Genomic DNA, 21045 nt, shown 5'->3' on the forward strand with positions numbered 1-21045 from the left:
GGGACGCTTCATGGCGAGTTGGTTCTACGCATCCGAGGGCAAGCAGCAGGGGCCCTTTCCGGAAGGGCAATTCCGCGATCTCGTCGCCCAGGGCGTCGTGCGCCCGGATACGCTGGTGTGGACCGAGGGCATGGCCGGCTGGCAAAAGGCCGCCGAAATCCCCGGCCTGGTCGGGGGCGGCGGCGCGCCGCCAATGATCCCCGCGGGCGGCCCGCCGATGATGGGCTCCGGTGGTTATGCCGGCGGCGGAGGCGGAGTGGCGGGATCGCTGGCGGTCGATTTCGGCGTCCTCGAGTTCACCTGGCGCAGCATCGTCTTGATGATCGGAATGATCTTCGTCATTCCGGCGCCGTGGGCGTTCGTCTGGTACACGCAATGGATCGTGTCCTGCGTCAAGGTCCCGGGGCGGCCGAACCTCAGCTTCACCGGGAGCGCGATGACGCTGGTGCCGTGGTATTTCGGCTTCATCGTTCTCGCCATCGCGCTCGCCTTCGTCGGCAGCCAGCTGCTGAGCAATCTGCTCTTCATCGTCCAGATCGTCCTCTACTGGCTCCTGATCAAATGGATGGTCGCGAACCTCGCCTCCAACGGACAGCCGCTGGGCTTGAGCTTCACGGGTTCGATCTGGGCCTATATCGGCTGGAGCCTGCTGTTCGGGATCTCCATCATCACCATCATCGGTTGGGCCTGGGTTGCCGCAGCCCAGATGCGCTGGTTCTGCCGCAGCATCGAAGGCACGCGGCGCGAAATCGTGTTCAAGGGCAGTGGTCTCGGCATCCTGTGGCGCGGCATCGTCGCCGCGATCCTGTGCAGTCTGATCATCCCGATTCCGTGGGTGTATCGCTGGATCATGAACTGGTTCGCGTCGGAGACCGTTCTTGCGCCGCGCGGGTCGCAGGCGGCCATGTAATGGCTGCTGGCCGCTTGTAGCGAACGGACAAGATGTCGAACCGCATCTGGTTTCACGCGTCGGGCAGCCAGCAGAAGGGGCCGTTTCCCGAGCCGCAGTTTCGCGACCTCATCGCCCAGGGCATCGTGCGCGCCGATACGCTGGTCTGGGCGGAAGGGATGGCGGGTTGGCAGAAAGCCGGCGAGGTGCCGGGCATCATCTCCGGCGCCGCAGCGCCGCCGTCATTGCCGGTCGGTGGAAGTCCGGGCAGCGACAGCGGCGGTCCGCTATCGGTGGACCTGCCGGTCTGGTCGTTCACGGGATGGTGGATCCTGGTGATGATCGGCAGTCTGCTGGTGATCCCGTCGCCCTGGACCGGGACAGGATATTATCGCTGGCTGTTTCCGCGCATGCACGTTCCGCAGCGGCCGAACCTCGCCTTTACCGGACAGGTTGGAGACATCTGGTACGTCTTCATCGCGATGGGACTGGCGGGCTGTCTGGGCTATATCGACAGCCTCCTCCAGATTTTCGGAGTGCTAGTTCAGGCCGTTTTATCCTGGGTGCTCATTCGCTGGGTGGTCGCCAATATCAGCTCGAACGGTCAGCCGATGCGGATGACGTTCACAGGCAGCGTCTGGGGCTTCGTCGGCTGGCAGATCCTGACGTTCCTCGCGGTCTTCACGATCATCGGCTGGGCTTGGGTCATGGCCGCGTGGACGCGGTGGATTTGCCGCAACGTCAGCGGGACGCGCCGCGAGATGGTCTTCACCGCCACCGGTCTTGATCTGCTTTGGCGCACAGTCGCGTTTTGCCTCGGCTGTCTTTTCATCATTCCGATTCCGTGGCTGCTGCGCTGGTACTTCACCTGGACCATGGCGCAATTCGTGCTCATTGAGCGCAGCACTGCCGCCAATGCCTAAGACTTCCGTTCGCGCACGGAGCCTTCCTGCGCGACAGAGGCGACCAGCGTACCGTCCGGCTTGAAGATCGAGCCGCGGGTCAGGCCGCGGCCGCCGCGCGCACTCGGCGAATCCTGCGCGTAGAGCAGCCATTCGTCGGCGCGGAACGGGCGGTGAAACCACATCGCGTGGTCGAGACTGGCCGGCATCATGCGCTTGTCGAACAGCGTGCGGCCATAGCGTGCCATAATTGCATCCAGCAGCGAGAAATCCGAGGCGTAGGCGAGCGCGCACATGTGCAGCGCTGGATCGTCAGGCAGCTTCGCGGCGGTCTTGATCCAGACGTGGATGCGGCCGTCGTCGATCTTCTGGCCGAAATAACGGCCGAGCTCGACCGGACGCAGCTCGATCGGACGATCGGATTCATAATAGCGGCGGATGAACTCCGGCATCTCCTTGAACATCGGCTGCTTCGCCACCTCCTCCGCCGTGAGCTTCTCCGGCGGTGGCACGTCGGGCATCTTGTCCTGATGGTCGAACGCACTCTCCTCTTCGGCGTGGAACGACACCATGATCGAGAAGATCGCGTTGCCGTGCTGGATCGCCGTGACGCGGCGGGTCGAATAGCTCTTGCCGTCGCGCAGGCGTTCGACCTGGTAGATGATCGGGATCTGCGGATCGCCCGGCAGGACGAAATAGCAGTGCAGCGAATGCGGCAGCCGGCCCTCGACCGTGCGGCAGGCCGCGACCATCGCCTGCCCGATCACCTGGCCGCCGAACACCCGCTGCCAGCTGGTCTTCGGGCTGTTGCCCCGGAACAGATTCACCTCGAGCTGCTCGAGGTCGAGGATCGAAATGAGGTCGATCAGGCTTTTGGACATGGAGTGAGCTTTCTCGCCGTCGTTCCGGGGCGGATGGTCCGGAATGACACAATGGGCCGTTCCGCCCTTGTTTCACCGCACTGTTTCGCCCACCTCAAGTCTGCTAGCAAGACCAGGATTTGACCGGGAATTTGGGTATGTCGGTACAGGGTAGCATTGTCATTGGTGGCGGCGCGTTTGCAGGGCTTGCTCTGGCCCTGGCGCTGCGACAGGGGCTCGGGCCCGAGATTCCCGTCATCGTCGCCGATCCCGCCCTCGCCACGCGGCCGAGCCGCGACCCCCGCGCCACCGCGATCGTGGCGGCCTGCCGCCGCCTGTTCGAGGCGATCGGCGCCTGGGACGACGTCAGGAGCGAGGCGCAGCCGATCCTCCACATGGTCGTCACAGACTCGAAACTCGAAGATGCCACTCGTCCGGTCTTCCTCAATTTTGCCGGCGATGTCGCGCCGGGCGAGCCCTTCGCGCACATGGTCGAGAACCGCCGCCTGATTGATGCGCTGGTGGTGCGTGCCGAGGCCGAGGGCATCGATCTGCGCGCCACCACGGTCGCATCCTACGATGCGCGCGCCGAGGGCATCGACGTGACGCTCGGGGACGGCAGCGTCATCGCGGCCAGCCTGCTGGTTGCCGCCGATGGTGCGAGGTCAAAGCTGCGCGAGCGCGCCGGCATCGCCACCCATGGCTGGGAGTATGACCAATCCGGCATCGTCGTCACGGTCGGCCATGAGCGTGATCACGAGGGCCGCGCCGAAGAGCATTTTCTGCCGGCCGGCCCATTCGCGATCCTGCCGCTCTCGGGAAAACGCTCGTCGCTGGTGTGGACCGAGCGGCGAGCTGAGGCCGCGCGCATCATTGCTCTCAGCGACGAAGAGTTTCACGCCGAGCTCGAGCAGCGTTTCGGCCTGCATCTCGGCGAGGTGAAGGCGCTCGACAAGCCGCGCGCGTTTCCGCTGTCCTATTTCGTCGCGCGCTCCTTCATCGCCACCCGCCTCGCGCTGGTCGGCGATGCCGCCCACGTCATCCATCCCATCGCGGGCCAGGGCCTCAACATGGGCCTGAAGGATGTCGCCGCGCTGGCCGAGGTCGTCGTCGATGCCGCGCGGCTCGGCATGGATCTCGGCGCCGCCGACGTGCTCGAGCGTTACCAGCGCTGGCGCCGCTTCGACACCATGGCGATGGGCGTTGCGACCAACTCGCTGAACTTCCTGTTCTCCAACCAGTCGACGCTGCTGCGCACCGTCCGCGACATCGGCCTCGGCCTCGTCGACCGCGCCCCGCCGCTGAAGAACCTCTTCATCCGCCAGGCCGCGGGATTGACGGGCGAGGTGCCGCGGCTGCTGAAGGGCGAGGCGTTGTAGGTTTTCGCTGGCGCCACACACCCCGTCGTCGTCCCGGCGAAGGCCGGGATCCATACTCCGCAGCAAGAGTGTTGCGAGGACTCGGAGTTACCAGCGCGTACAACAACGCAATTCGGTGGTTATGGGTCCTGGCTTTCGCCAGGACGACACCGAGGATGTTGCGCGGCTATCGCACACCAACTTCGTAGCCCGGATGGAGCGAAGCGTAATCCGGGGCAGTCGTCACGACCTCAATCGATCTTTCTTGCCTCTTCCGGCAGCATGATCGGGATGCCGTCACGGATCGGATAAGCCAGCTTGGCGCTGCGCGAGATCAGCTCCTGCTTTGCGGAATCGAACTCCAGCGGGCCCTTGGTCAGCGGGCAGACCAGAATCTCCAGCAATTTGGGATCGACGCTGGCTTCGGGACGTTCGGTAGGCGCGTTCATTGGGGTCTCCGGCATCGCTTGCCTCTAGCACAGAAATTCGCGTCCGCCCATCGCGGGCTCAGGCTGCGATCATCGTCAAGACCTCGTCGAGCAGGGCCTGGAGCCGTGCTGCCGGCACCGGCGGGCCCGACAGGGCAAAGCCGAGAAAAGTCCAGTACAGGATCTGCGCCCGGGCCTGCGCGGTTGCCGGGGTGAGCCCGCGTTTTTCCAGCAGCCCCTCGATATAGTCGAGCCGGCGGCGGTCGATTGCGCGCACGGCCCCTTGCGCGGCCGCATCGAAGGCCGCCCAATTGCGTACCGCGCGCTCGAGCTCGAGCCGCGCGCCGAATGACCTCCGCAGCAGCGCCTTGAGCGGTTCGTCGCCGGCGGCTTCGACATCGGCGATGATCTGCTCGGCCGCGATCTCGCGCCAGCGCTTCAGCACGGCGGCCTGGAACGCGCCGAGATCGGCGAAATGCCAATAGAAGCTGCCGCGCGACACGCCCATGGATTTTGCCAGCGGATCGGCCTTGAGCGCGGTGAAGCCGCTTTTGGCGAGCGCCTTGAGACCTTCCTTGATCCAGTCGTCGGCGGAGAGCTGTTCGGTCATCTCGGGTTCCCGGAGGCGAACCATACACTAGTGTATTGACAGGCCGCAGGCCAGCGCCTATCTCACCATACATAACTGTATGGAGAGATGATGATGCGTGATCTCTTGCTGCAATCCGCCGGCCTCGCCACCATCGCCGTAGCCCTCATTCATGGCGTCCTCGGCGAGACCAAGGTCTTCGCCCATGCCCGCATCGAGCCTGAACGGCTCCGCACCCTGATCCGCCTGGTCTGGCAGACCTCGACCGTGGCGTGGATCGGCGGCGGCGTCTTGCTGCTCGCGACTCCCTGGATGGCGTCCGAGCCCGCGCGGCACTGGATCGTCATCACGCTCGCCTGCGTGCTCGGTTTCGCCGCCTTCGCCAATGCCTGGGCCACGCGCGGCCGGCATTTCGGCTGGATGGCGCTCAGCGCCGTCGTGGCGATGACGGTCGCCGGCTACTGAGCGCCGAAACGACAAGCCACGCATGACTGCGACCCTGGGCTTCGAACCCGGTACCACGCATTCGCGGCGTCTAACCGCTGCGCAGGATCGATGGGAATAGAGGCATGCCACTGACACTCGTCACCGGCGGCACGGGGCATCTCGGGCAGGACGTCGTCGATCGCCTCCTTGGCGACGGACATCGTGTCCGGATTTTCGCGCGGTCGCGGGGCGCGCGGTCGGATGTCGAATGGGCGATCGGCGATCTCGCTACAGGCGCCGGCTTGCGCGAGGCACTGCGTGAGGTCGATACGGTCATCAATGCGGCGACGGATTCGCCGATCGCACGGCGGGGCGGCATCCGTCCGATGGACTTCTTTAGATCGCCCTCCGCCGTGGATGTTGCGGGTACGGAGCGGCTGTTGTCGCTTTGCGGGGAGGCCGGGGTTCGGCACTTGCTGCACGTTTCGATCGTCGGGCTCGACCAGGCGACCCTGCCCTACGCCCGGGTCAAGCTCGCCGGCGAACGGCTGGTGCGTGCGTCTGCGTTGTCCTGGTCCGTCGTTCGCGCGATGCCATTCTATTACCTGCTCGACCGCTTGCTCGCGGGCCTCGCCTGGCTTCCGGTGTGGCCTGTGCCAACGGCGCTGTTCAATCCCGTCGATACGTCGGACGTCGCGGATCACGTGCTGGCTTGCGCGTTCGACGGGCAGCGCGGCATACGTGCGGAGATCGGCGGCCCCGAAGCTCTCGATCTCGTTGCCTTCGCCCGGCAATACCAGGCGGCGAGGAGATTGCACCGGAAAATCCTGCCAATCGGCCTGTCCGAGGCGAAGGCGCGCGGCATGGGCTTTGTCGTCAGCCAGGGCGTGCGCGGGCGTCTCCGCTGGGCGGACTGGCTGCAGCGCAGGTACCCGGAATGCGAAGTGCGGCCTAGCGCAATTGGCAAAGTCGGCGGTTCATCCCGGCCGTGAGGCGTAAGGCCGCATCGCCCCTGCGAAGGCGGGCTGCGTGCGGACAGCGCTGATCTTTTGGCGGTCGTTAGAACAACTCTAAATCCAATTGGCCCCGTACCGGATTGACTTCACCATCACCTTTGCTTCCTTCAGTCCGGCTTCGCGGCTCGCGTAGCGCGCACGACAGAGGAGGAGACGTTCGTGAAGGTCATTCGTGTTGTTGCCATTGCACTGACGGTTGGAATGGGCATGGGGTCGGCGGCCATGGCCGACGGATTCAAGGACTGCACCAAGCTCGACAAGGCGTCATGGAAGCCGGCCAGCGAGGCCGAAGCCAAGGCCAAGGCGCTCGGCTACGAGGTGCGGCGCTCCAAGATCGAAGGCTCCTGCTATGAGGTCTATGGCGTCAAGGAAGGCAAGCTTTACGAGCTGTTCTACAGCCCCGAAGATCTCAGCCTGAAGCACACGATCGCCAAGTAAACCGCGAAGTAAACTGCGCGAGTTGATCCGCGCAAAGCAAGGCTTGAGGATGGTCTTCGCTTGATCGAAGAAGCGATGCCAAAAGCGCGCGGGGTGTCCGACCGGACCCCCGCGGATCGAACCGCTTCGCGGACGGTCGCGGTCTGGGACCTCCCGCTGCGCCTCTGGCACTGGGCTCTCGCGGCTAGCGTTCTGGCCGCGTGGTTCACGCCGACCGTTTACGACCGGACTCACCGCATCGTCGGCTATGCGGTGCTCGGACTTCTCGCCTTTCGCCTTGCCTGGGGGTTTTGGGGAAGTCGCTATTCGCGCTTCCGCATGATCAGAGTGAGGCTTCGGGCGGCGCCAAGCTATCTCTGGAATCTGCGCCGCGGCATCACCGGCCGCTATATCGGGCTCAATCCCGCCGGCACCCTGATGCTGGTCGCGCTGCTGGCCTCGCTCGCCGTCTCGACGATTACGGGCGCGATGTCGGTTACCACCACCTTCTTCGGCGTCTGGTGGGTCGAGGACACCCATCATTATTCATCGGATGCGGTCATCGTCCTGGTCGTGCTGCACGTGCTCGGTGTGGTGCTGATGGGGCTACTCCAGCGCGAGAGCCTGGTCCGCGCGATGATCACCGGGCGCAAGCGCATCCGCGGCCATTCCTAAATATCATTGCCGATCGTTGCACGCGTCCTGCACCCGGCTCGGGCACGGTCGCCGCATGGCCTCAGGCCGTTCGTCAGATCAAGTTGTACGAGCACCGTTAACATGCCGGTAAGCATGCAATCATGCACGGCACAAAATTAACGTGAATGGCGTCTAGCCGATCCACCATCGATAACAATCGACGATGGAGCGCTGCTGAATGTTCCGCGTTTTCTCCTGCCTTGCGGTCGAGCACGATTGGCGGCTCGTTGTACTCGCTGGTCTGGTCTGCTTCGCTGCAAGTATTGTCGCGGTCAGCATCTTTCATCGTGCGATCGCGACGCGCGCAAGAAGGCGGTGGATCTGGATCACGATTGCCGGCGCGGCCATCGGATACGGCATCTGGGCAACGCATTTCGTCGCGATGCTCGCCTACGAGCCGGGCGTTCCAACGGGCTACGGCATCGTGCCGACCGCGTTTTCTCTCGCTGCGGCAATGCTCCTGACCTCGGTCGGTTTCGGCGTTGCAGTCGGCACCTCCGGCCTGTGGCGCGCGATGGCAGGGGGCATCATCATCGGCGGCGGCATTGCCAGCATGCACTATCTCGGAATGTGGGCACTTGAAGTGCCGGGTCGAGTCGCCTGGTCGGTGGACCTCGTGTTCGTCTCGATCATTCTAGGTATGTGTCTCGGCTGCGCCGCGCTGGCTGTCGCGCTCAGGTACCAGGGCTACCGGGGCACGCTTGCGGCGGCAGTCCTGCTGACACTCGCCATCGTATCGCATCATTTCACGGCCATGGGGGCGGTGCAGATCACGCCAGATCCAACGCGAGCGACGACGGATAGCCTTTCGCTTTCTCCGGCCTTCCTCGCGCTTGCTATCGCCGGCGTGGCGCTGTCCGTGCTGGGAATGAGCCTGATCGGCGTGCTGGCCGATCGTCGCCTGGCGACCCGGACCGCCAGGTTCGAGGAGATCATCAACCAGCTTTCGGTCGCCCGGCAGCAGCTCGAAGGCTCGCAGAACGAACTGCAGGACCAGAAGCTCAGGCTGGATACGGCCATCAACAACATGGTCGAGGCTCTCTGCATGTTCGATGCGGAGAAGCGACTTGTGGTCTGCAACGAGCGCTATGCCCGGCTCTATCGGTTGCCGCCGGAACTGCTGACAACGGGGACCCCGCACGCCGACATCATCAGGCATCGCGTCGTGACCGGCATTCTCAAGAGCGACACCAGCGAGGGCGCAGCCGAGCAGTTCCTGTCGAAATTGGCAGCGTTGCCGTTCGATGCAGTCTCGAGCAGAATCGACGAGTTCGCGGATGGCCGGTTGATCTGCGTGACGCGACAGCCAATGGCCGGCGGCGGGTGGGTGGCCACGCATCTTGATGTCACCGAGCAACGCCGGTCCGAGGCCAGGATCGCTCATATGGCGCAACACGATGCGTTGACCGATCTGCCAAATCGCGTGCTGCTCAGGGAGCGGATGGAGCACGCCATTGCGGTTACGCGTGGCGGCGGCGTCGATCTGGCCGTGCTCATGCTCGACCTCGATCGCTTCAAGGAAGTCAACGACACGCTCGGACATCCGGCGGGCGATTCCCTGCTGCGCGCCGTTTCCGCGCGTCTGCGCGAATGCACCACGGAAACCGCGCTGATCGCGCGACTGGGGGGCGACGAGTTCGCGGTGATCGACTACGTGACCAACCCGGCCGTCGAGGCCGCCACCCTCGCCGAGAACATCAGAAAGGCGCTTTGTGAACCCTTTGATCTCGGCGATCATCGGGTCACGGTGGGCACCAGCATCGGCATTGCCATCGCGCCGCGCGATGGCAGTGATTCCGACGTTCTGATGAAGAGCGCAGATCTCGCCCTCTACTCGGCCAAGAGCGGTGGACGTGGCGCATTCCGCTTCTTCGAGCCGGAACTCGACCAGCTCATGCATGCGCGACGCAACCTGGAGCGCGACATGCGGGATGCGCTTGCTGGTCGCGAATTCGAGCTGCACTACCAGCCATTCGTCAATACCGCGACCGGCGAGATCCGCGGCTTCGAAGCCCTGCTGCGCTGGCATCACCCGAGGCGTGGTCTGGTCTTGCCCGGCGAATTCATTCCGCTCGCGGAGGAGGCCGGCTTGATCGTGCCGCTGGGAGAATGGATCTTGAGGACGGCGTGTGCGGAAGCCGCCAAATGGCCTGCCCATCTCAGGATCGCGATCAACCTGTCTCCCGCTCAATTCAGGAGCAAGGAGCTTGTTCCGGTCATTGTCGATGCACTGGCGAACTCGGGAATTGCGCCACACCGGCTCGAGCTCGAGGTCACCGAGACGGTGATCATGCATGACAGCGAAGCCGTATTCGCGGCACTTGGTCAACTGCGCGAGCTCGGCGTGCGAATCGCCCTGGACGACTTCGGCACCGGCTATTCGTCGCTGAGCTTTCTGCAAAGATTTCCGTTCGACAAGGTCAAGGTCGATCGCAGCTTCGTCAACGAACTGTCCAGCGCAAGGGCTGACGCGCACCATCTCGCGCGAGCCGTCGTTCGCTTCGCAGTCAGCCTCGGCAAGACGACCACCGCCGAAGGCGTCGAAACGAAGGAGCAGCTGGACGTCCTCCGTGAAGAGGGGTGCGTCGAAACGCAAGGCTACTATTTCGGTCGGCCGATGCCTGCATCCAACATTGCGAAAATGCTGAGGCGAGGTACCCAGGCAGCCGTCTGCGCTGCGTGAGTACCCGCATCCTCACTGCAGCGGAGGATCGCCGCTGGTGCGCTTCTTGGCGAGATCCATCTCCGTGACCGCGATCAGAATCTCGGCGCGGGTCTTCAAGTCGGGCGCTTCCAGCATGGCCTGCTTCTCCGCGGGGCCATAGGGCGACATCATCGCCAGCGCGTTGACGAGTGCTTCGTTGGGCGCGCTTTCGACGCCTTCCCAGTCAACCTTGAGATTGTTGGCCTTCAGGAAGTCCGCCAGCACGGCCAGCAGCGCCTCGCGGTCGACCTCGTCCTCGCCCATGCGCGCGGTGAAGTCGTCGACGAAGGCGAAGAAATCCACCTTGCACTGCCGGTAGGCGGTGAGCACCTCGAGCTCCTCGACCACCTTGAAGCGCGAAACGCCGGTGAGCTCGAGGATGTAGCGGCCATCGCCGGATTCGGCGAGCTGGGTGATGCGGCCGACGCAGCCGACGCGGAACAGCGTTGGCTTGTCGGAATTCTTCGGCGAGTGCGCGACATCAGGCTGGATCATGCCGATCAGGCGATGGCCGTCGCGGAAGGAATCATCGACCATCGACAGGTAGCGCGGCTCGAAGATATTGAGCGGCATCTGGCCGCGGGGCAGCAGCAGCGCGCCCGGCAGCGGAAACACCGGAATGATCTCCGGGAGGTCGGCGGGTCCGCGATATTCGATGTTGATCGGCATCTGGTCCCGGTCCCCGCTGACTTGGTCAACCGCGCCTACGAAAACAGGATCGTCGACAAGCGCTTGCGCCCCTCGACGGTTGCATCATCCGTGCCGCCCCAGGCTTCGAAGAACTGCACCAGCTGCTTGCGGGCGCCGTCGTCGTTCCATTTGCGGTCGCGCTTGACGATCGCGAGCAGCTGCTCGGTAGCGGCCGCACGATTGCCTTGCGCGTTCAGCGCGGTCGCGAGGTCGAATCGGGCCTGATGATCGAGCGGGTTTGCGGCGACTTTCTGTTCCAGCTCGGCGACCGGTCCGAGCGATTGCGCCTGCTCGGCGAGATCGATCGCGGTCTGCACGGCCTTCACCGCGGGGTCGCTGCGCTTGGATTCCGGCACCATGGCGAGCGTCTGCTTGGCTTGCTCCATCGCGCCGGAGACGGCATAGCATTTTGCGAGGCCCGCGAGCGCCGCGATGTTGGTGGCATCATGCTGGAGCACCTCGGCGTAGATCTGCGCTGCTGCGGCCGGGTCGCCCTCGGCGAGCACGGCTTCAGCCTCCTGCAGGATCTCGGCGATATTGGGCTCGCCCGGCGCGGTCACGCCTTTTGTCAGCTTTTCGATGAAGGCGTTGAGCTGGCTCTCGGGCACCGCGCCCATGAAGCCGTCGGCGGGCTGGCCGTTGACGAAGGCGATCACGGCCGGGATCGACTGGATGCCCATCTGGCCCGGGATCGCCGGATGCTGGTCGATGTTCATCTTGACCAGCTTGACCTTGCCCTTGGCCGCCTTGACCGCCTTTTCGAGCAGGGGGGTGAGTTGCTTGCAGGGGCCGCACCACTCCGCCCAGAAATCGATCAGCACCGGCTGGCGCTTCGATTCCTCGATGACGTCCTTCACGAAGGTCTGGGTGGTCGTGTCCTTGATCAGATCGGCCGCAGCCGGGCCCGCCGCTCCGTTACCCTGGTCGATGATCGTCACGGGGATCCCCTCGTCTATGTCCGGAATGGCGGGTCTTTAGCACGTTGCCATTTCATATGCTTCGCTGTCGGCTCCTAAATTGGGCCGGGCCGGCCGAATTTCAATCCACCGAGGCCGATTCGCCAGTTCCGGGGCAGTTTCGGGCCATTTGGCCGCATTCAGGCTCCATATGGGGTCCCAAGAACCGAATCTAGGTCGCCGGTAGCTGTTGCATTCCCCTCCCGCTTTTGGCATACGACAGCCGTTGCCGGCGCGTCACGCGACCGACACAGGATGCGGGTGTAGCTCAGTGGTAGAGCACGACCTTGCCAAGGTCGGGGTCGAGGGTTCGAGCCCCTTCGCCCGCTCCAATTTTTCCCAAAGCATCCGAAAGGAATGGGCGATTCCCGTCGGGGCGAGTCGACGCACTGTTTTGTCCCAGGCTGTGAGGGCTGCTCCAGGTCCCAAGGCTGGATTGGGCGCCAATCCGGAATTCAGGGTGGCCGACCCCAGCTATACAGCGCGCGGCAGCTCTTTGGTCCTTTCCAGCGCTACATCCGCGGTCAGCCTATATGGATCTTTGATCGAGAGTTGATTGATCGCCGCACTCACGAAATCAGGCTTCAGGTTTTCGATTGTGGCCAGCGTATTTGAGACGCTGTCGCGATAGCCGGCCAACTCCCTGATAACCGATTCCGCGTGTTTGTCGCTGCCAGCTGCGATGTCAAATATGTCGCGCGGGGCAATGCTCTTGCCCCGGTAATGGATTTTCTTTGCAATGATCTCTGGGATCGTCTCCAGCAGCACCGCTTCGCCTTCAACTGTTGCTCGCGTTGTCGGTGAGGATGTCAGCGACGGTGCGACGATGAAATCGATCTCGCCAAATTCGAAGCCAAGCTTCAGGAGGCGTGCGCCGTCTCCCCTGTAGTCAGTAGGTCTGACCTCGAAATCGAAGTCATGCTTCTGTGGATCCAGGAACGGAAGAACTTGAGGATCCGGGAGAAAGATATCGACATCGTGGCTTATCCGATGATCGATTTGCAGCATCATCGCCGTGCCGCCGCCGAACGTCCAACGATCGATGATTTCTTGTTCGGCGTTCACCTGCCGAATCATCGCGACGGCAATGCGAAACAGTTGCGCCCAATCTGATTGAGCGCTCACCGGCTACGCCGCAAGCGGATAGGTTTGTCCCGAAAACTCTGCAAACGCCTTCGCCGCGGCAACCAATTGCTCGTGGCTGATGCCATGCATCTCAGCGAAGGCGACTTGCAAGTCGGGGTGGACATCCCCAAAAAACGATGACATCGGACCGCAGGCGGCCTTCGCGGAAGAGTGGTCCAGCAGGCAATGAACAAGCTCCTGCACGCTCAGCCTCTTGCGATACGGCGCATTCACGGTTGCCATAACCAGGACGGGGATATTCATCTGCGTCACTATCTGATTGCCTGGTCAATATAGGATCGACTGAACGGGCTTGGCAATCGATTGGTTTCCTCTTTGTTCCGTCCGCAGGGGTGGCTGGCAGCGCGCCTCGCCAGAATTCCTCAGCGGAACGTCCTTCCGCCGTTCAGATAGGGGCAGTTGGGATCACATGACAATTCTGGTCACCGGCAGTGCCGGCCATCTCGGCGAAGCCATCCTCCGCACCCTGCGCGGGCGCGGTTCCCCAGCGCGCGGGATCGACCTGAAGCCCTCGCCCTTCACCGACGCGGTCGGCTCAATCGTCGACCCCGGCTTCGTGCGCAGCCAGATGGACGGCGTCACCGCCGTCATCCACAGCGCGACGCTGCACAAGCCGCATGTGGCAACCCTCGGCAAGCAGGACTTCGTCGATACCAACGTCACCGGCACGCTCAACCTGCTCAAGGCGGCGGCGAGCGCCGGCGTGCGCAGCTTCGTCTTCACCAGCACCACCAGCGCGTTCGGCTCGCAGCTCCGCTCCGGGGCCGGGCAGGCGGCGGTCTGGGTCACCGAGGATCTGCCGCCGGTGCCGAAGAACATCTACGGCACCACAAAACTGATGGCGGAGACCCTGTGCGAGCTGTTCTATCGCGAGCGCGCCCTGCCGGTCGTCGTCTTGCGGACCTCGCGCTTCTTTCCGGAAGAGGATGACGATCCGGCGATGCGCTCGGCTTACACGCTGGAGAACGCGCAGGCCAACGAGCTGCTCTATCGCCGGCTGGATATCGCGGACGCCGTGAGTGCGCATCTGCTCGCCGCCGAACGCGCCCCGAAGATCGGCTTCGCCCGCTACATCGTCTCCGCCACCAGCCCGTTCGAGCTGCGCCATCTCGCCGCGCTTGCGCGCGATGCGGCCGGTGTCGTGCGCGAGCTCTACCCGGATTGCGCGCAGCTTTACGCGGCGCGGGGCTGGAACCTCCTCCCCGAGATCGACCGTGTCTATGTCAACGAACGCGCGCGGCGCGAGCTGGGCTGGCGGCCGGAATTCGATTTCGCGCATGTGTTGCACAGCCTGCGCACGGAGCGCGATTTCCGTAGCCCGCTGGCGCGTGAGATCGGCTCGAAGGGCTATCATGACGCGGTGTTCGACGACGGACCCTACCCGGTCGCCTCTTAGGCGCCGGATTTGCTGTTTTGCTCGACGCGTCAGATGTCTGTCTGGTCTCGCCGGGAGCAAGCCGCTTGAGCCGTTCTACTGTGCATGGGGTTGTTTTCGCGTTTTTGTAGGTCCACCCCCTCCTGCCGGCTGCGAACGATCCGCGCGCCAATTGATTCCGCGCTGCAGCGAGAGCGGTGTCGCGGCGTTCGTCCGTTGACATTCCGTCTCAATTTTTCCGGAGCGCAACGGCGGCGCACGCGGCGCGCTTCTCACCGGTCGCAGATGTGCTAACCTTTTTGCGTCTGTCGTGCCGTCGGACTTAAAACTTCGCCTCTCGACTAGCAAAATAAAATAATGCGCAGCCCTGACGGCTGCCTTAGGGGAGTGACGCGATGAAATTCCATCGATCCGTCTTTCAATCCGTTCTGGCGCTTGCAGCGGTTGCCTTTCTCGCGGGGACCAGCGCTGGCAATGCGCAGCAGCAGGACAAGAACCGGGCGCTGAAGAAATACGAATCCGGCACCAAGGAGTTCTGGACCCATCCGCCCGATGACTGGTTCCTCGGCGACGAGACCGAGGCGCAGAAGGGCCTCGCGCCGCCCTCGGGACCGCCGACCGGCGCGTCCGATGCCGAGCTCGCCAACATCGTCAAGAAGATCAAGCTGCCGGCAGGCTTCAAGATCGAGGTCTACGCCTCCGGCGTGCTGGCCGCGCGGCAGATGGCCTGGGGTGACAAGGGCACGCTGTTCGTGGGCTCGTTCGGCCTCGGCAACGTCTATGCCATCAAGGACAACAACGGGAAGAAGGAGGTCAAGACCGTCCTTAAGGGCCTGAACATGCCCACCGGTCTCGCCTTCAAGGACGGTGCGCTCTACGTCATCGCCGTCGACAAGCTGATCCGCTACGACAATGCGGAGGCCAATCTCGACAAGCTCGGCGACGGCAAGGTCGTCTATGACGACATGCCGTCCTATGCCGCGCATGGCTGGAAATACATCGCGGTCGACAAGGAAGGCTGGTTCTTCCTGCCGTTCGGACCTCCCTTCAACGTCGGCATCCCACCGACCAGCGTGTCGCAGATCCGGCGTGTCGATCCCAAGACCGGCAACGCCGAAATCTGGGCGCTGGGCGTCCGCAACTCGGTCGGTGGCGACGTCGATCCGCGCACCGGCAAGCTCTGGTTCACCGAGAATGCCCGCGACTGGATCAGCGATGATCTGCCCTCGGACAAGCTGAACATGATCAACCGGATCGGCGAGCATTTCGGCTATCCCTATTGCCACCAGGGCAACCTGCCGGACGACAAGTTCGCCATGGGCCACAAGTGCTCCGAGTTCACGCCGCCGGTGCTGAATCTCGGCGCGCATGTTGCTCCGCTCGGCATGAAGTTCTACACCGGCAATCAATTCCCCGCCGATTACAAGAACAACATCCTGATCGCCGAGCACGGCTCCTGGAATCGTCACAAGTACCAGGGCGCGCGCATCGTGCGCGTAATCGTCGGGCCCGACGGCAAGAATCCCAAGCAGGAGATCTTCGCCTCCGGCTGGCTCGAGGGTGACCAGGGCTATCTCGGCCGTCCCAATGACATCCTGCTCGACAAGGATGGTTCGATCCTCGTCGCGGACGACTGGGCCGGCGCGATCTACCGCATCAGCTACAGCAAGAAGTAGCACGGGTACGATACGAGGCTGCGGTGGCCGGAAGGTGCCGCAGTCTCTTTCATTTCAAAGCCACGCTGTCGTTCCGGATTGCGCGCCAGCGCAAGTCCGGAACCCATAACCACGAATCGGGGTTATGGAGTCTGAGATGCGCAATTGCGCATCTCAGCTCGTGCTTCGCACGCCCTGGAATGAGCTAGATAGATCGGAATTCCCACGATGCGCCGCCAGTTTTCTTCGTACGCCATCGGCGCGCTTTCGCTTGCAGCGCTCGCATTCGTCCCGGCTCAGGCTGCGGACAACGCTGCGATCAAGGAGAAGGCAGCCGTCTGCTCCGGCTGTCACGGCGAGAACGGCATTTCGCAGACCGAGAACATCCCCTCGCTGGCCGGCCAGCCTGATCAGTTCATCCAGTGGCAGCTCGTGTTCTTCCGAGCGGGCTCGCGCAAGAACGACCAGATGCAGCCGATCGTCGAGGAGATCACCAATGAGGACATCCGCAATCTCGGCGCCTATTTCTCGCAGCTGACGCCGCCGAAGGGACCGGAGGACAGCGATCCGGACCTGTCGAAGAAAGGTGCGCAAGTTTCCGCCGGCCGTCGCTGCGCCTCATGCCATACGGACAGCTTCGCCGGGACCAAGGGCGTGGCGCGACTGGCTGGCCAGCGCGAGGAATATCTGGTCAAGGCGTTGCGCGACTACAAAGCTGGCCAGCGCGTCGGCGGCGGCGTCGCCGCGATGGCCGATGTCGCCTATCACATGAGCGACGAGGAAATCACCGCCGTCTCGCACTATCTGTCGCATTTGAAATAGCGCGGAGCCGTTGCCACAAGCTCCGCTGTCGTCCCGGACAAGCGAAGCGCAGAGCCGGGACCCATACCCACAGGATGCTGTTTTTGGGAAGAGTCGGAGTGGGAGGGTCGCGTCACACTGCTCCGTCTGGTGGGTCCCGGGTTCGCGCTTAGCGCGCCCCGGGACGACAGCGGAGTGTGTGCCTGCGACCTACCCCGCCCGCTGCTTCTCATAGGCCTTCAAATGCGTGTAGGCGATGCGCAGCTTGGGCACCGGCACCTTGGCGGCATCGGCGCGCGCGATGAGATCACCGATGACGTGATCGGCTTCGACCGACAGCCCCGCCTTGATGTCGCGGAACATCGAGGCCGTCATCGGCGAGCCCTCGGCGGTGAGGTTGCCCTTCACCCGCTCGAAGAACGGCCCGCCCGGCGTATAGCCCGACGCGGTGGCGATGGCGGTGGTCTCGTCCAGCATGCCGAGCAGGAAATCGCGACCGCCGGGCGCGGCGAGGATGTTGCCGACAGAGGTGCGCATCAGGCTGGTGGAGGCCGCAAGCGAGGACAGGAACACCCACTTCTCCCACATGTCCTGCATGATGTTCTGGCTGGCGGCGGCGCCGGTGATGCCGCTCTTGAAGGCCTCGTCGATCGCCTTGACGCGATCTGACAGCTTTCCGTCGCGCTCGCCGTAGTTCAGCGACTGCATCGGTTGGAGCTGCACCACCTCGCGCTTCTCGTTCAGGGTCGCCGCGATGGCGCAGAGGCCGCCGAGCACGCGCTCCTTGCCGAATTTGGCATCGAGGATATCGAGATGCTTCATGCCGTTGAGCATCGGGATGATCGCCGTGTCAGATCCGACCGCCGGCGCAAACGATTTGATGGCGTCGTCGAGATCGAATGCCTTGCAGCTCAAGAGCACGACGTTGAACTTGTCCTTGAGCGCGTCGGCCTGCACGGTCGGCGGATTCTTCAAGGTCACGTCGCCGTTCGGGCTCTTGATGACGAGGCCGGCGCTTGCGAGCTCGCCGGCGCGGCGCGGCCGGACCAGGAAGGTGACGTCGCGGCCGGCCTGCAACAGCCTGCCACCAAAATAGCCGCCAATGGCGCCGGCGCCGACCACGAGGATACGCATGGGATACTCCATTGTTGCTCTTGATTATTGCTGTTGGCGGCCACTTATAATCGTCATTGCGAGCGAAGCGAAGCAGTCCAGAATGTTGCGGCGATCACATTCTGTCGCCGGAGAATGAGCGGCTAGGTCCCGAGCACCATCTCCTCGACCTCGCGCAGCTGCTCCTTGCCGAAGAACATCTCGTTGCCGACGAAGAAGGTCGGCGAGCCGAACGCGCCCCGGGCGACCGCTTCCTCGGTGTTCTTGATCAACCTGCCCTTCACCTCGGGCTCTCCGGCACGGGCAAATAGCTTCTGGGCATCGAGGCCGGAGGACGCCAGCGCCTTCGCCGCGATCTCGGGATCGTCCATCTTCTTCGGCTCGCGCCACATGTGGTGGAAGGCCGCCTCGACGTATCTTTCGAACACGCCCTCGAGCTGAGCGGCGATCGCCGTGCGCATCAGGTTCAGCGTGTTGACGGGGAAATGCGGATTCCAGACATAGGGCTGGACATGGAAGCGCTTGATGAAGCGCTCGGTCTCGACCTGCTGGAATTCACGCTTGTTCTTGATGCCCGCGAGCGTCTCGGCGGGAGACTTGTTGTTGGTCGACTTGAAGATGCCTCCGAGCAGAATCGGGACGTATTCGAACTTGACGCCGATGCGCTGCTCGATCGCGGGGATCGCGAGGTGGCTGAGATAGGCATTCGGGCTGCCGAAATCGAACAGGAACTGCGGGGCTGTGCGGGGCAAATCGTTCTCCGTGACCTAACTTTTTTGATCTGGCTTTTCCCGCATTGTGACGCAGCGTGCCCTGCGGGTCTACCGTTTAATGATGAGCATAATACTTTGGGAATCAGGCCAGCCGCCGGATCGCCCGCTTGCGCCAGACCAGGAGGTAATAGCCCATCTGCAAAACGAACATGGCGCAGAACACGATGGGATAGGCGGCCCACACGCCCGCAAGGCCGATCGTGTGGCTCAGGATCACCGCGGCCGGCAGCTCGATCGCGAGGATCGCGAAGATCGAGAGCAGCATGGGCGTCAATGCGACGCCGGCCGCGCGCATGGCACCTGAGAACACTGTGGCGAGGCCAAACGGCACCGAGCTCCACAGGGCGATGTCGAGCAGGCCTCTTGCCAGATCGACCACGGCGGCATCGGTGATGAAGATGCCGAGGATCGCGCGCGGCGCGAGATAGATCAGCGCCACGAGCCCGCCGGTCAAAACGAAGTTGAAAGCGAGCCCGGTCCGCACAATGCCGTCGAGCCGGGCCCTGTCGCCGCTGCCGACAGCCTGCGCGCCGAGGATCGAGACCGCGATCGAAATCGACATCGCCGTGAACTGCGTGTAGCCCATCACCTGGTTGACGGCGCCATAGGCCGCAGTGGCGTCCGATCCAAACCCGTTGACGAGGCCGAGCAAGACCAGCTCTGCGATCGCCATCACCACCATGCCGATGGCGCTTGGCAATCCGATGCCGAGAATCTTTCCGAGCATGGCGCGGTCGAGTCGCAGGTGACGCAGCAGCGCCGCGTCCGGCGCGAGCGCGTGTTTCTTTCGCAGCAGATAGAACGCCAGCACGATCAGCGTGAGCGCGTTCGATATCGCCGCCGCCCACGCCGGGCTGGTGATGCCGGCCGCCGGCAGTCCGAACGACCCACGGATCAACAACGGTGTCAGGATCAGGCCGATCGCGGTCGACAACGCCAGCGCCAGCAGCGGCGTCAGCGCGTCGCCGACCCCGCGGATCATCGCCGTCATCAGCAGGAAGACGAAGCCGAGCGGCATCGTCAGCAGCATAATCTGCGCATACGCGCTGGCCTGGTCGAGAATGTCCGCGGGCGTGGCGAGCGCCATCATCAGCTGACGGCTGAAGAGCCCGCCGATCAGCGCCACTGAGATTGAAAGCAGAAGGCCGATCGCGAGCGTCGTGCCTACGACGCTCTTGATCCGGCCATGCTCGCCCGCGCCAAAGGCCTGGCCGATCAGCACGGTCGCGCCGGTGCTCAGCCCCATGACGAAGGCGAACAGGAAGAACATCACCGGGAAGAACGTCGAGGCAGCTGCGAGCGCATCAATGCCGATCATCTGGCCGAGATAGACGTTGCTGACGGTGCCGAACAGCGATTGCAGCGCGTTGCTCAGCATCAAGGGTGCGAGGAAGCGGAGGAATGTCGTCCAGAGCGGCTTGGGGGCAGACATGGATTGGCCTTTCATCAGGGCGTGCGAAGCCGTTGCCGCGCAATGCGCGGCTCGGCCGTCGATGGGAACGCGAGACAGAGCGCCTTAAGCGCGGTCGCTGTAGGCGAGCTTGACGATGTGGTCGCGGATATCGGTCGGCCAGTCCGCGATCAGTCCGGTGAAGCGTCGCCGGTCATCGGCAAACAGCGCGCGCGAGGCTTCCTCGAACTGCGGCAGGTTGCCCGCCATGGTCGACATGAAGTGATAGGCCGCATCGCGCGCCTGCCGTTCGCGGTCCTTGTCGCCGCTGGCGCGCCTGGCCTCATCGACGAGCTTGCGCAGCGCGACCGAGGCGCCGCCCGCTTGTGCGTTGAGCCACTCCCAGTGTCGCGGCAGCAACGTCACCTCGCGCGCGACCACGCCGAGCTTCGGCCGCCCGCGCCCGCGCGGCTCGCTCGGCGGCGTGCTCTCCTCGACCGGCGGCGGCACAAGCTTCGCCAACCGCGCCAGGACCTCGCGATCCCCGCCGCGCAGATCGAAGTCGATCGATCGGCCTGTGCCGTCCTCGAAGATAATGATGGGCTCGTCCGGCCGCGTCGCCACCCGCTTGACGACCAGCGCGACCTCGCCTGCCGGCCCGGACACCAGGCGGCGCTGCCCCTGGAAGGCGGTGAAATTCTTCTGCATTGGAATCATTGCCATTTTGACGACGTTGGGCCATTTAATACCCGGGTAAATTATCGACGTCAATATACCCGGGTGAAAATATCCGTCCTGATGGCTCGACATTGTGATCTCGGGCTGGCACGAACGGCGCCGCCGACCGACCACGCCTAGCCA

22 protein-coding genes and 1 tRNA gene are annotated in these 21045 nt (G+C 63.7%); 12 read left to right on the top strand and 11 right to left on the bottom strand.

Features of this window, described 5'->3' with window-relative positions:
* Window positions 1-10 precede the first annotated feature (10 nt).
* Window positions 11-910: a DUF4339 domain-containing protein gene (locus GGD61_RS20125; RefSeq protein ID WP_018323565.1), complete on the top strand. Its 900-nt coding sequence runs from the start codon at window positions 11-13 to the stop codon at window positions 908-910.
* Between the two features lie 32 nt (window positions 911-942).
* Window positions 943-1812: a DUF4339 domain-containing protein gene (locus GGD61_RS20130; protein ID WP_092251300.1), complete on the top strand. Its 870-nt coding sequence runs from the start codon at window positions 943-945 to the stop codon at window positions 1810-1812.
* Here the strand turns inward: GGD61_RS20130 and tesB are convergent.
* Complete coding sequence (gene tesB, locus GGD61_RS20135) at window positions 1809-2672, bottom strand: acyl-CoA thioesterase II (RefSeq protein ID WP_018323567.1); 864 nt, start codon at window positions 2670-2672, stop codon at window positions 1809-1811. The two genes, GGD61_RS20130 and tesB, sit on opposite strands and share 4 nt — an antisense overlap.
* A 137-nt stretch (window positions 2673-2809) precedes the next feature.
* Between tesB and GGD61_RS20140 the strand changes: the two genes are divergently transcribed.
* Window positions 2810-4030, top strand: coding sequence for a ubiquinone biosynthesis hydroxylase (locus GGD61_RS20140; RefSeq protein ID WP_092251299.1), 1221 nt, complete (start codon window positions 2810-2812; stop codon window positions 4028-4030).
* Between the two features lie 230 nt (window positions 4031-4260).
* On the opposite strand, the gene GGD61_RS20145 is transcribed toward GGD61_RS20140, so the two are convergent.
* Window positions 4261-4458, bottom strand: coding sequence for a Trm112 family protein (locus GGD61_RS20145; RefSeq protein ID WP_007598651.1), 198 nt, complete (start codon window positions 4456-4458; stop codon window positions 4261-4263).
* 58 nt (window positions 4459-4516) lie between these two features.
* Window positions 4517-5047, bottom strand: coding sequence for a TetR/AcrR family transcriptional regulator (locus GGD61_RS20150; RefSeq protein WP_177236833.1), 531 nt, complete (start codon window positions 5045-5047; stop codon window positions 4517-4519).
* A gap of 93 nt (window positions 5048-5140) precedes the next feature.
* On the opposite strand from GGD61_RS20150, the gene GGD61_RS20155 reads away from it, so the two are divergent.
* The 5 genes from GGD61_RS20155 (at window position 5141) to GGD61_RS20175 (ending at window position 10264) form a co-directional block, all read left to right on the top strand.
* Window positions 5141-5491 carry a hypothetical protein gene (locus GGD61_RS20155; protein WP_092251900.1) on the top strand — a complete coding sequence of 117 codons (351 nt, stop codon included), beginning with the start codon at window positions 5141-5143 and terminating at the stop codon, window positions 5489-5491.
* A gap of 104 nt (window positions 5492-5595) precedes the next feature.
* Window positions 5596-6444 (top strand): SDR family oxidoreductase, encoded by an 849-nt coding sequence (locus tag GGD61_RS20160; RefSeq protein ID WP_092251297.1) that lies wholly within the window; start codon window positions 5596-5598, stop codon window positions 6442-6444.
* A gap of 183 nt (window positions 6445-6627) precedes the next feature.
* A complete protein-coding gene (locus tag GGD61_RS20165; protein ID WP_018323571.1) occupies window positions 6628-6906 on the top strand; it encodes a PepSY domain-containing protein in 279 nt (92 codons plus the stop codon).
* Between the two features lie 60 nt (window positions 6907-6966).
* Window positions 6967-7560, top strand: coding sequence for a cytochrome b/b6 domain-containing protein (locus tag GGD61_RS20170; RefSeq protein WP_177236832.1), 594 nt, complete (start codon window positions 6967-6969; stop codon window positions 7558-7560).
* A 199-nt stretch (window positions 7561-7759) separates the two neighbouring features.
* A complete protein-coding gene (locus GGD61_RS20175) occupies window positions 7760-10264 on the top strand; it encodes an EAL domain-containing protein (RefSeq protein WP_092251296.1) in 2505 nt (834 codons plus the stop codon).
* Window positions 10265-10276: 12 nt separating this feature from the next.
* On the opposite strand, the gene GGD61_RS20180 is transcribed toward GGD61_RS20175, so the two are convergent.
* Window positions 10277-10954, bottom strand: coding sequence for an LON peptidase substrate-binding domain-containing protein (locus GGD61_RS20180; protein WP_018323574.1), 678 nt, complete (start codon window positions 10952-10954; stop codon window positions 10277-10279).
* A gap of 35 nt (window positions 10955-10989) precedes the next feature.
* Window positions 10990-11913 (bottom strand): thioredoxin, encoded by a 924-nt coding sequence (gene trxA / locus GGD61_RS20185; RefSeq protein ID WP_018323575.1) that lies wholly within the window; start codon window positions 11911-11913, stop codon window positions 10990-10992.
* A gap of 275 nt (window positions 11914-12188) precedes the next feature.
* On the opposite strand from trxA, the gene GGD61_RS20190 reads away from it, so the two are divergent.
* A tRNA-Gly gene (locus GGD61_RS20190) sits at window positions 12189-12263 on the top strand.
* A 142-nt stretch (window positions 12264-12405) separates the two neighbouring features.
* Here the strand turns inward: GGD61_RS20190 and GGD61_RS20195 are convergent.
* Both GGD61_RS20195 and GGD61_RS20200 read right to left on the bottom strand, forming a co-directional pair.
* Window positions 12406-13056: a nucleotidyl transferase AbiEii/AbiGii toxin family protein gene (locus tag GGD61_RS20195; protein ID WP_244550556.1), complete on the bottom strand. Its 651-nt coding sequence runs from the start codon at window positions 13054-13056 to the stop codon at window positions 12406-12408.
* A gap of 3 nt (window positions 13057-13059) precedes the next feature.
* Window positions 13060-13320 carry a hypothetical protein gene (locus tag GGD61_RS20200; protein ID WP_018323579.1) on the bottom strand — a complete coding sequence of 87 codons (261 nt, stop codon included), beginning with the start codon at window positions 13318-13320 and terminating at the stop codon, window positions 13060-13062.
* 166 nt (window positions 13321-13486) lie between these two features.
* On the opposite strand from GGD61_RS20200, the gene GGD61_RS20205 reads away from it, so the two are divergent.
* From GGD61_RS20205 to GGD61_RS20215, 3 genes are all read left to right on the top strand, one after another.
* Window positions 13487-14473 carry an NAD(P)-dependent oxidoreductase gene (locus tag GGD61_RS20205; RefSeq protein WP_183231040.1) on the top strand — a complete coding sequence of 329 codons (987 nt, stop codon included), beginning with the start codon at window positions 13487-13489 and terminating at the stop codon, window positions 14471-14473.
* A 374-nt stretch (window positions 14474-14847) separates the two neighbouring features.
* Window positions 14848-16128, top strand: a complete 1281-nt coding sequence (locus GGD61_RS20210) for a sorbosone dehydrogenase family protein (RefSeq protein WP_018323581.1) — start codon at window positions 14848-14850, stop codon at window positions 16126-16128.
* A 207-nt stretch (window positions 16129-16335) separates the two neighbouring features.
* Complete coding sequence (locus GGD61_RS20215; protein ID WP_183231041.1) at window positions 16336-16929, top strand: cytochrome c; 594 nt, start codon at window positions 16336-16338, stop codon at window positions 16927-16929.
* Between the two features lie 189 nt (window positions 16930-17118).
* Here the strand turns inward: GGD61_RS20215 and panE are convergent, their stop codons facing one another.
* The 4 genes from panE to GGD61_RS20235 all read right to left on the bottom strand — a co-directional run bounded on the left by panE (window position 17119) and on the right by GGD61_RS20235 (window position 20907).
* Window positions 17119-18042: a 2-dehydropantoate 2-reductase gene (gene panE / locus GGD61_RS20220; protein ID WP_092251894.1), complete on the bottom strand. Its 924-nt coding sequence runs from the start codon at window positions 18040-18042 to the stop codon at window positions 17119-17121.
* Window positions 18043-18164: 122 nt separating this feature from the next.
* The gene (locus GGD61_RS20225) at window positions 18165-18773 is read right to left on the bottom strand and encodes a 2-hydroxychromene-2-carboxylate isomerase (RefSeq protein WP_026202951.1); all 609 of its coding nucleotides are present in this window, start codon (window positions 18771-18773) and stop codon (window positions 18165-18167) included.
* 103 nt (window positions 18774-18876) lie between these two features.
* Window positions 18877-20226: an MATE family efflux transporter gene (locus tag GGD61_RS20230; RefSeq protein WP_177236831.1), complete on the bottom strand. Its 1350-nt coding sequence runs from the start codon at window positions 20224-20226 to the stop codon at window positions 18877-18879.
* Between the two features lie 84 nt (window positions 20227-20310).
* A complete protein-coding gene (locus tag GGD61_RS20235) occupies window positions 20311-20907 on the bottom strand; it encodes a DUF2239 family protein (protein ID WP_092251291.1) in 597 nt (198 codons plus the stop codon).
* Window positions 20908-21045: the final 138 nt, after the last annotated feature.

Origin of the sequence: Bradyrhizobium sp. SBR1B, from assembly GCF_014198205.1 — a bacterium.
Classification (GTDB): Bacteria; Pseudomonadota; Alphaproteobacteria; order Rhizobiales; family Xanthobacteraceae; genus Bradyrhizobium.

Bases quoted from the DNA above. Each gene is read 5' to 3' on its own strand.
- GGD61_RS20235 (WP_092251291.1), bottom strand. From the start codon at position 20,907: ATGGCAATGATTCCAATGCAGAAGAATTTCACCGCCTTCCAGGGGCAG.
- GGD61_RS20210 (WP_018323581.1), top strand. From the start codon at position 14,848: ATGAAATTCCATCGATCCGTCTTTCAATCCGTTCTGGCGCTTGCAGCG.
- GGD61_RS20180 (WP_018323574.1), bottom strand. From the start codon at position 10,954: ATGCCGATCAACATCGAATATCGCGGACCCGCCGACCTCCCGGAGATC.
- GGD61_RS20140 (WP_092251299.1), top strand. From the start codon at position 2,810: ATGTCGGTACAGGGTAGCATTGTCATTGGTGGCGGCGCGTTTGCAGGG.
- GGD61_RS20130 (WP_092251300.1), top strand. From the start codon at position 943: ATGTCGAACCGCATCTGGTTTCACGCGTCGGGCAGCCAGCAGAAGGGG.
- GGD61_RS20155 (WP_092251900.1), top strand. From the start codon at position 5,141: ATGCGTGATCTCTTGCTGCAATCCGCCGGCCTCGCCACCATCGCCGTA.
- GGD61_RS20125 (WP_018323565.1), top strand. From the start codon at position 11: ATGGCGAGTTGGTTCTACGCATCCGAGGGCAAGCAGCAGGGGCCCTTT.
- GGD61_RS20200 (WP_018323579.1), bottom strand. From the start codon at position 13,320: ATGAATATCCCCGTCCTGGTTATGGCAACCGTGAATGCGCCGTATCGC.
- GGD61_RS20230 (WP_177236831.1), bottom strand. From the start codon at position 20,226: ATGTCTGCCCCCAAGCCGCTCTGGACGACATTCCTCCGCTTCCTCGCA.
- GGD61_RS20150 (WP_177236833.1), bottom strand. From the start codon at position 5,047: ATGACCGAACAGCTCTCCGCCGACGACTGGATCAAGGAAGGTCTCAAG.
- GGD61_RS20215 (WP_183231041.1), top strand. From the start codon at position 16,336: ATGCGCCGCCAGTTTTCTTCGTACGCCATCGGCGCGCTTTCGCTTGCA.
- tesB (WP_018323567.1), bottom strand. From the start codon at position 2,672: ATGTCCAAAAGCCTGATCGACCTCATTTCGATCCTCGACCTCGAGCAG.
- GGD61_RS20175 (WP_092251296.1), top strand. From the start codon at position 7,760: ATGTTCCGCGTTTTCTCCTGCCTTGCGGTCGAGCACGATTGGCGGCTC.
- panE (WP_092251894.1), bottom strand. From the start codon at position 18,042: ATGCGTATCCTCGTGGTCGGCGCCGGCGCCATTGGCGGCTATTTTGGT.
- GGD61_RS20160 (WP_092251297.1), top strand. From the start codon at position 5,596: ATGCCACTGACACTCGTCACCGGCGGCACGGGGCATCTCGGGCAGGAC.
- GGD61_RS20205 (WP_183231040.1), top strand. From the start codon at position 13,487: ATGACAATTCTGGTCACCGGCAGTGCCGGCCATCTCGGCGAAGCCATC.
- GGD61_RS20145 (WP_007598651.1), bottom strand. From the start codon at position 4,458: ATGAACGCGCCTACCGAACGTCCCGAAGCCAGCGTCGATCCCAAATTG.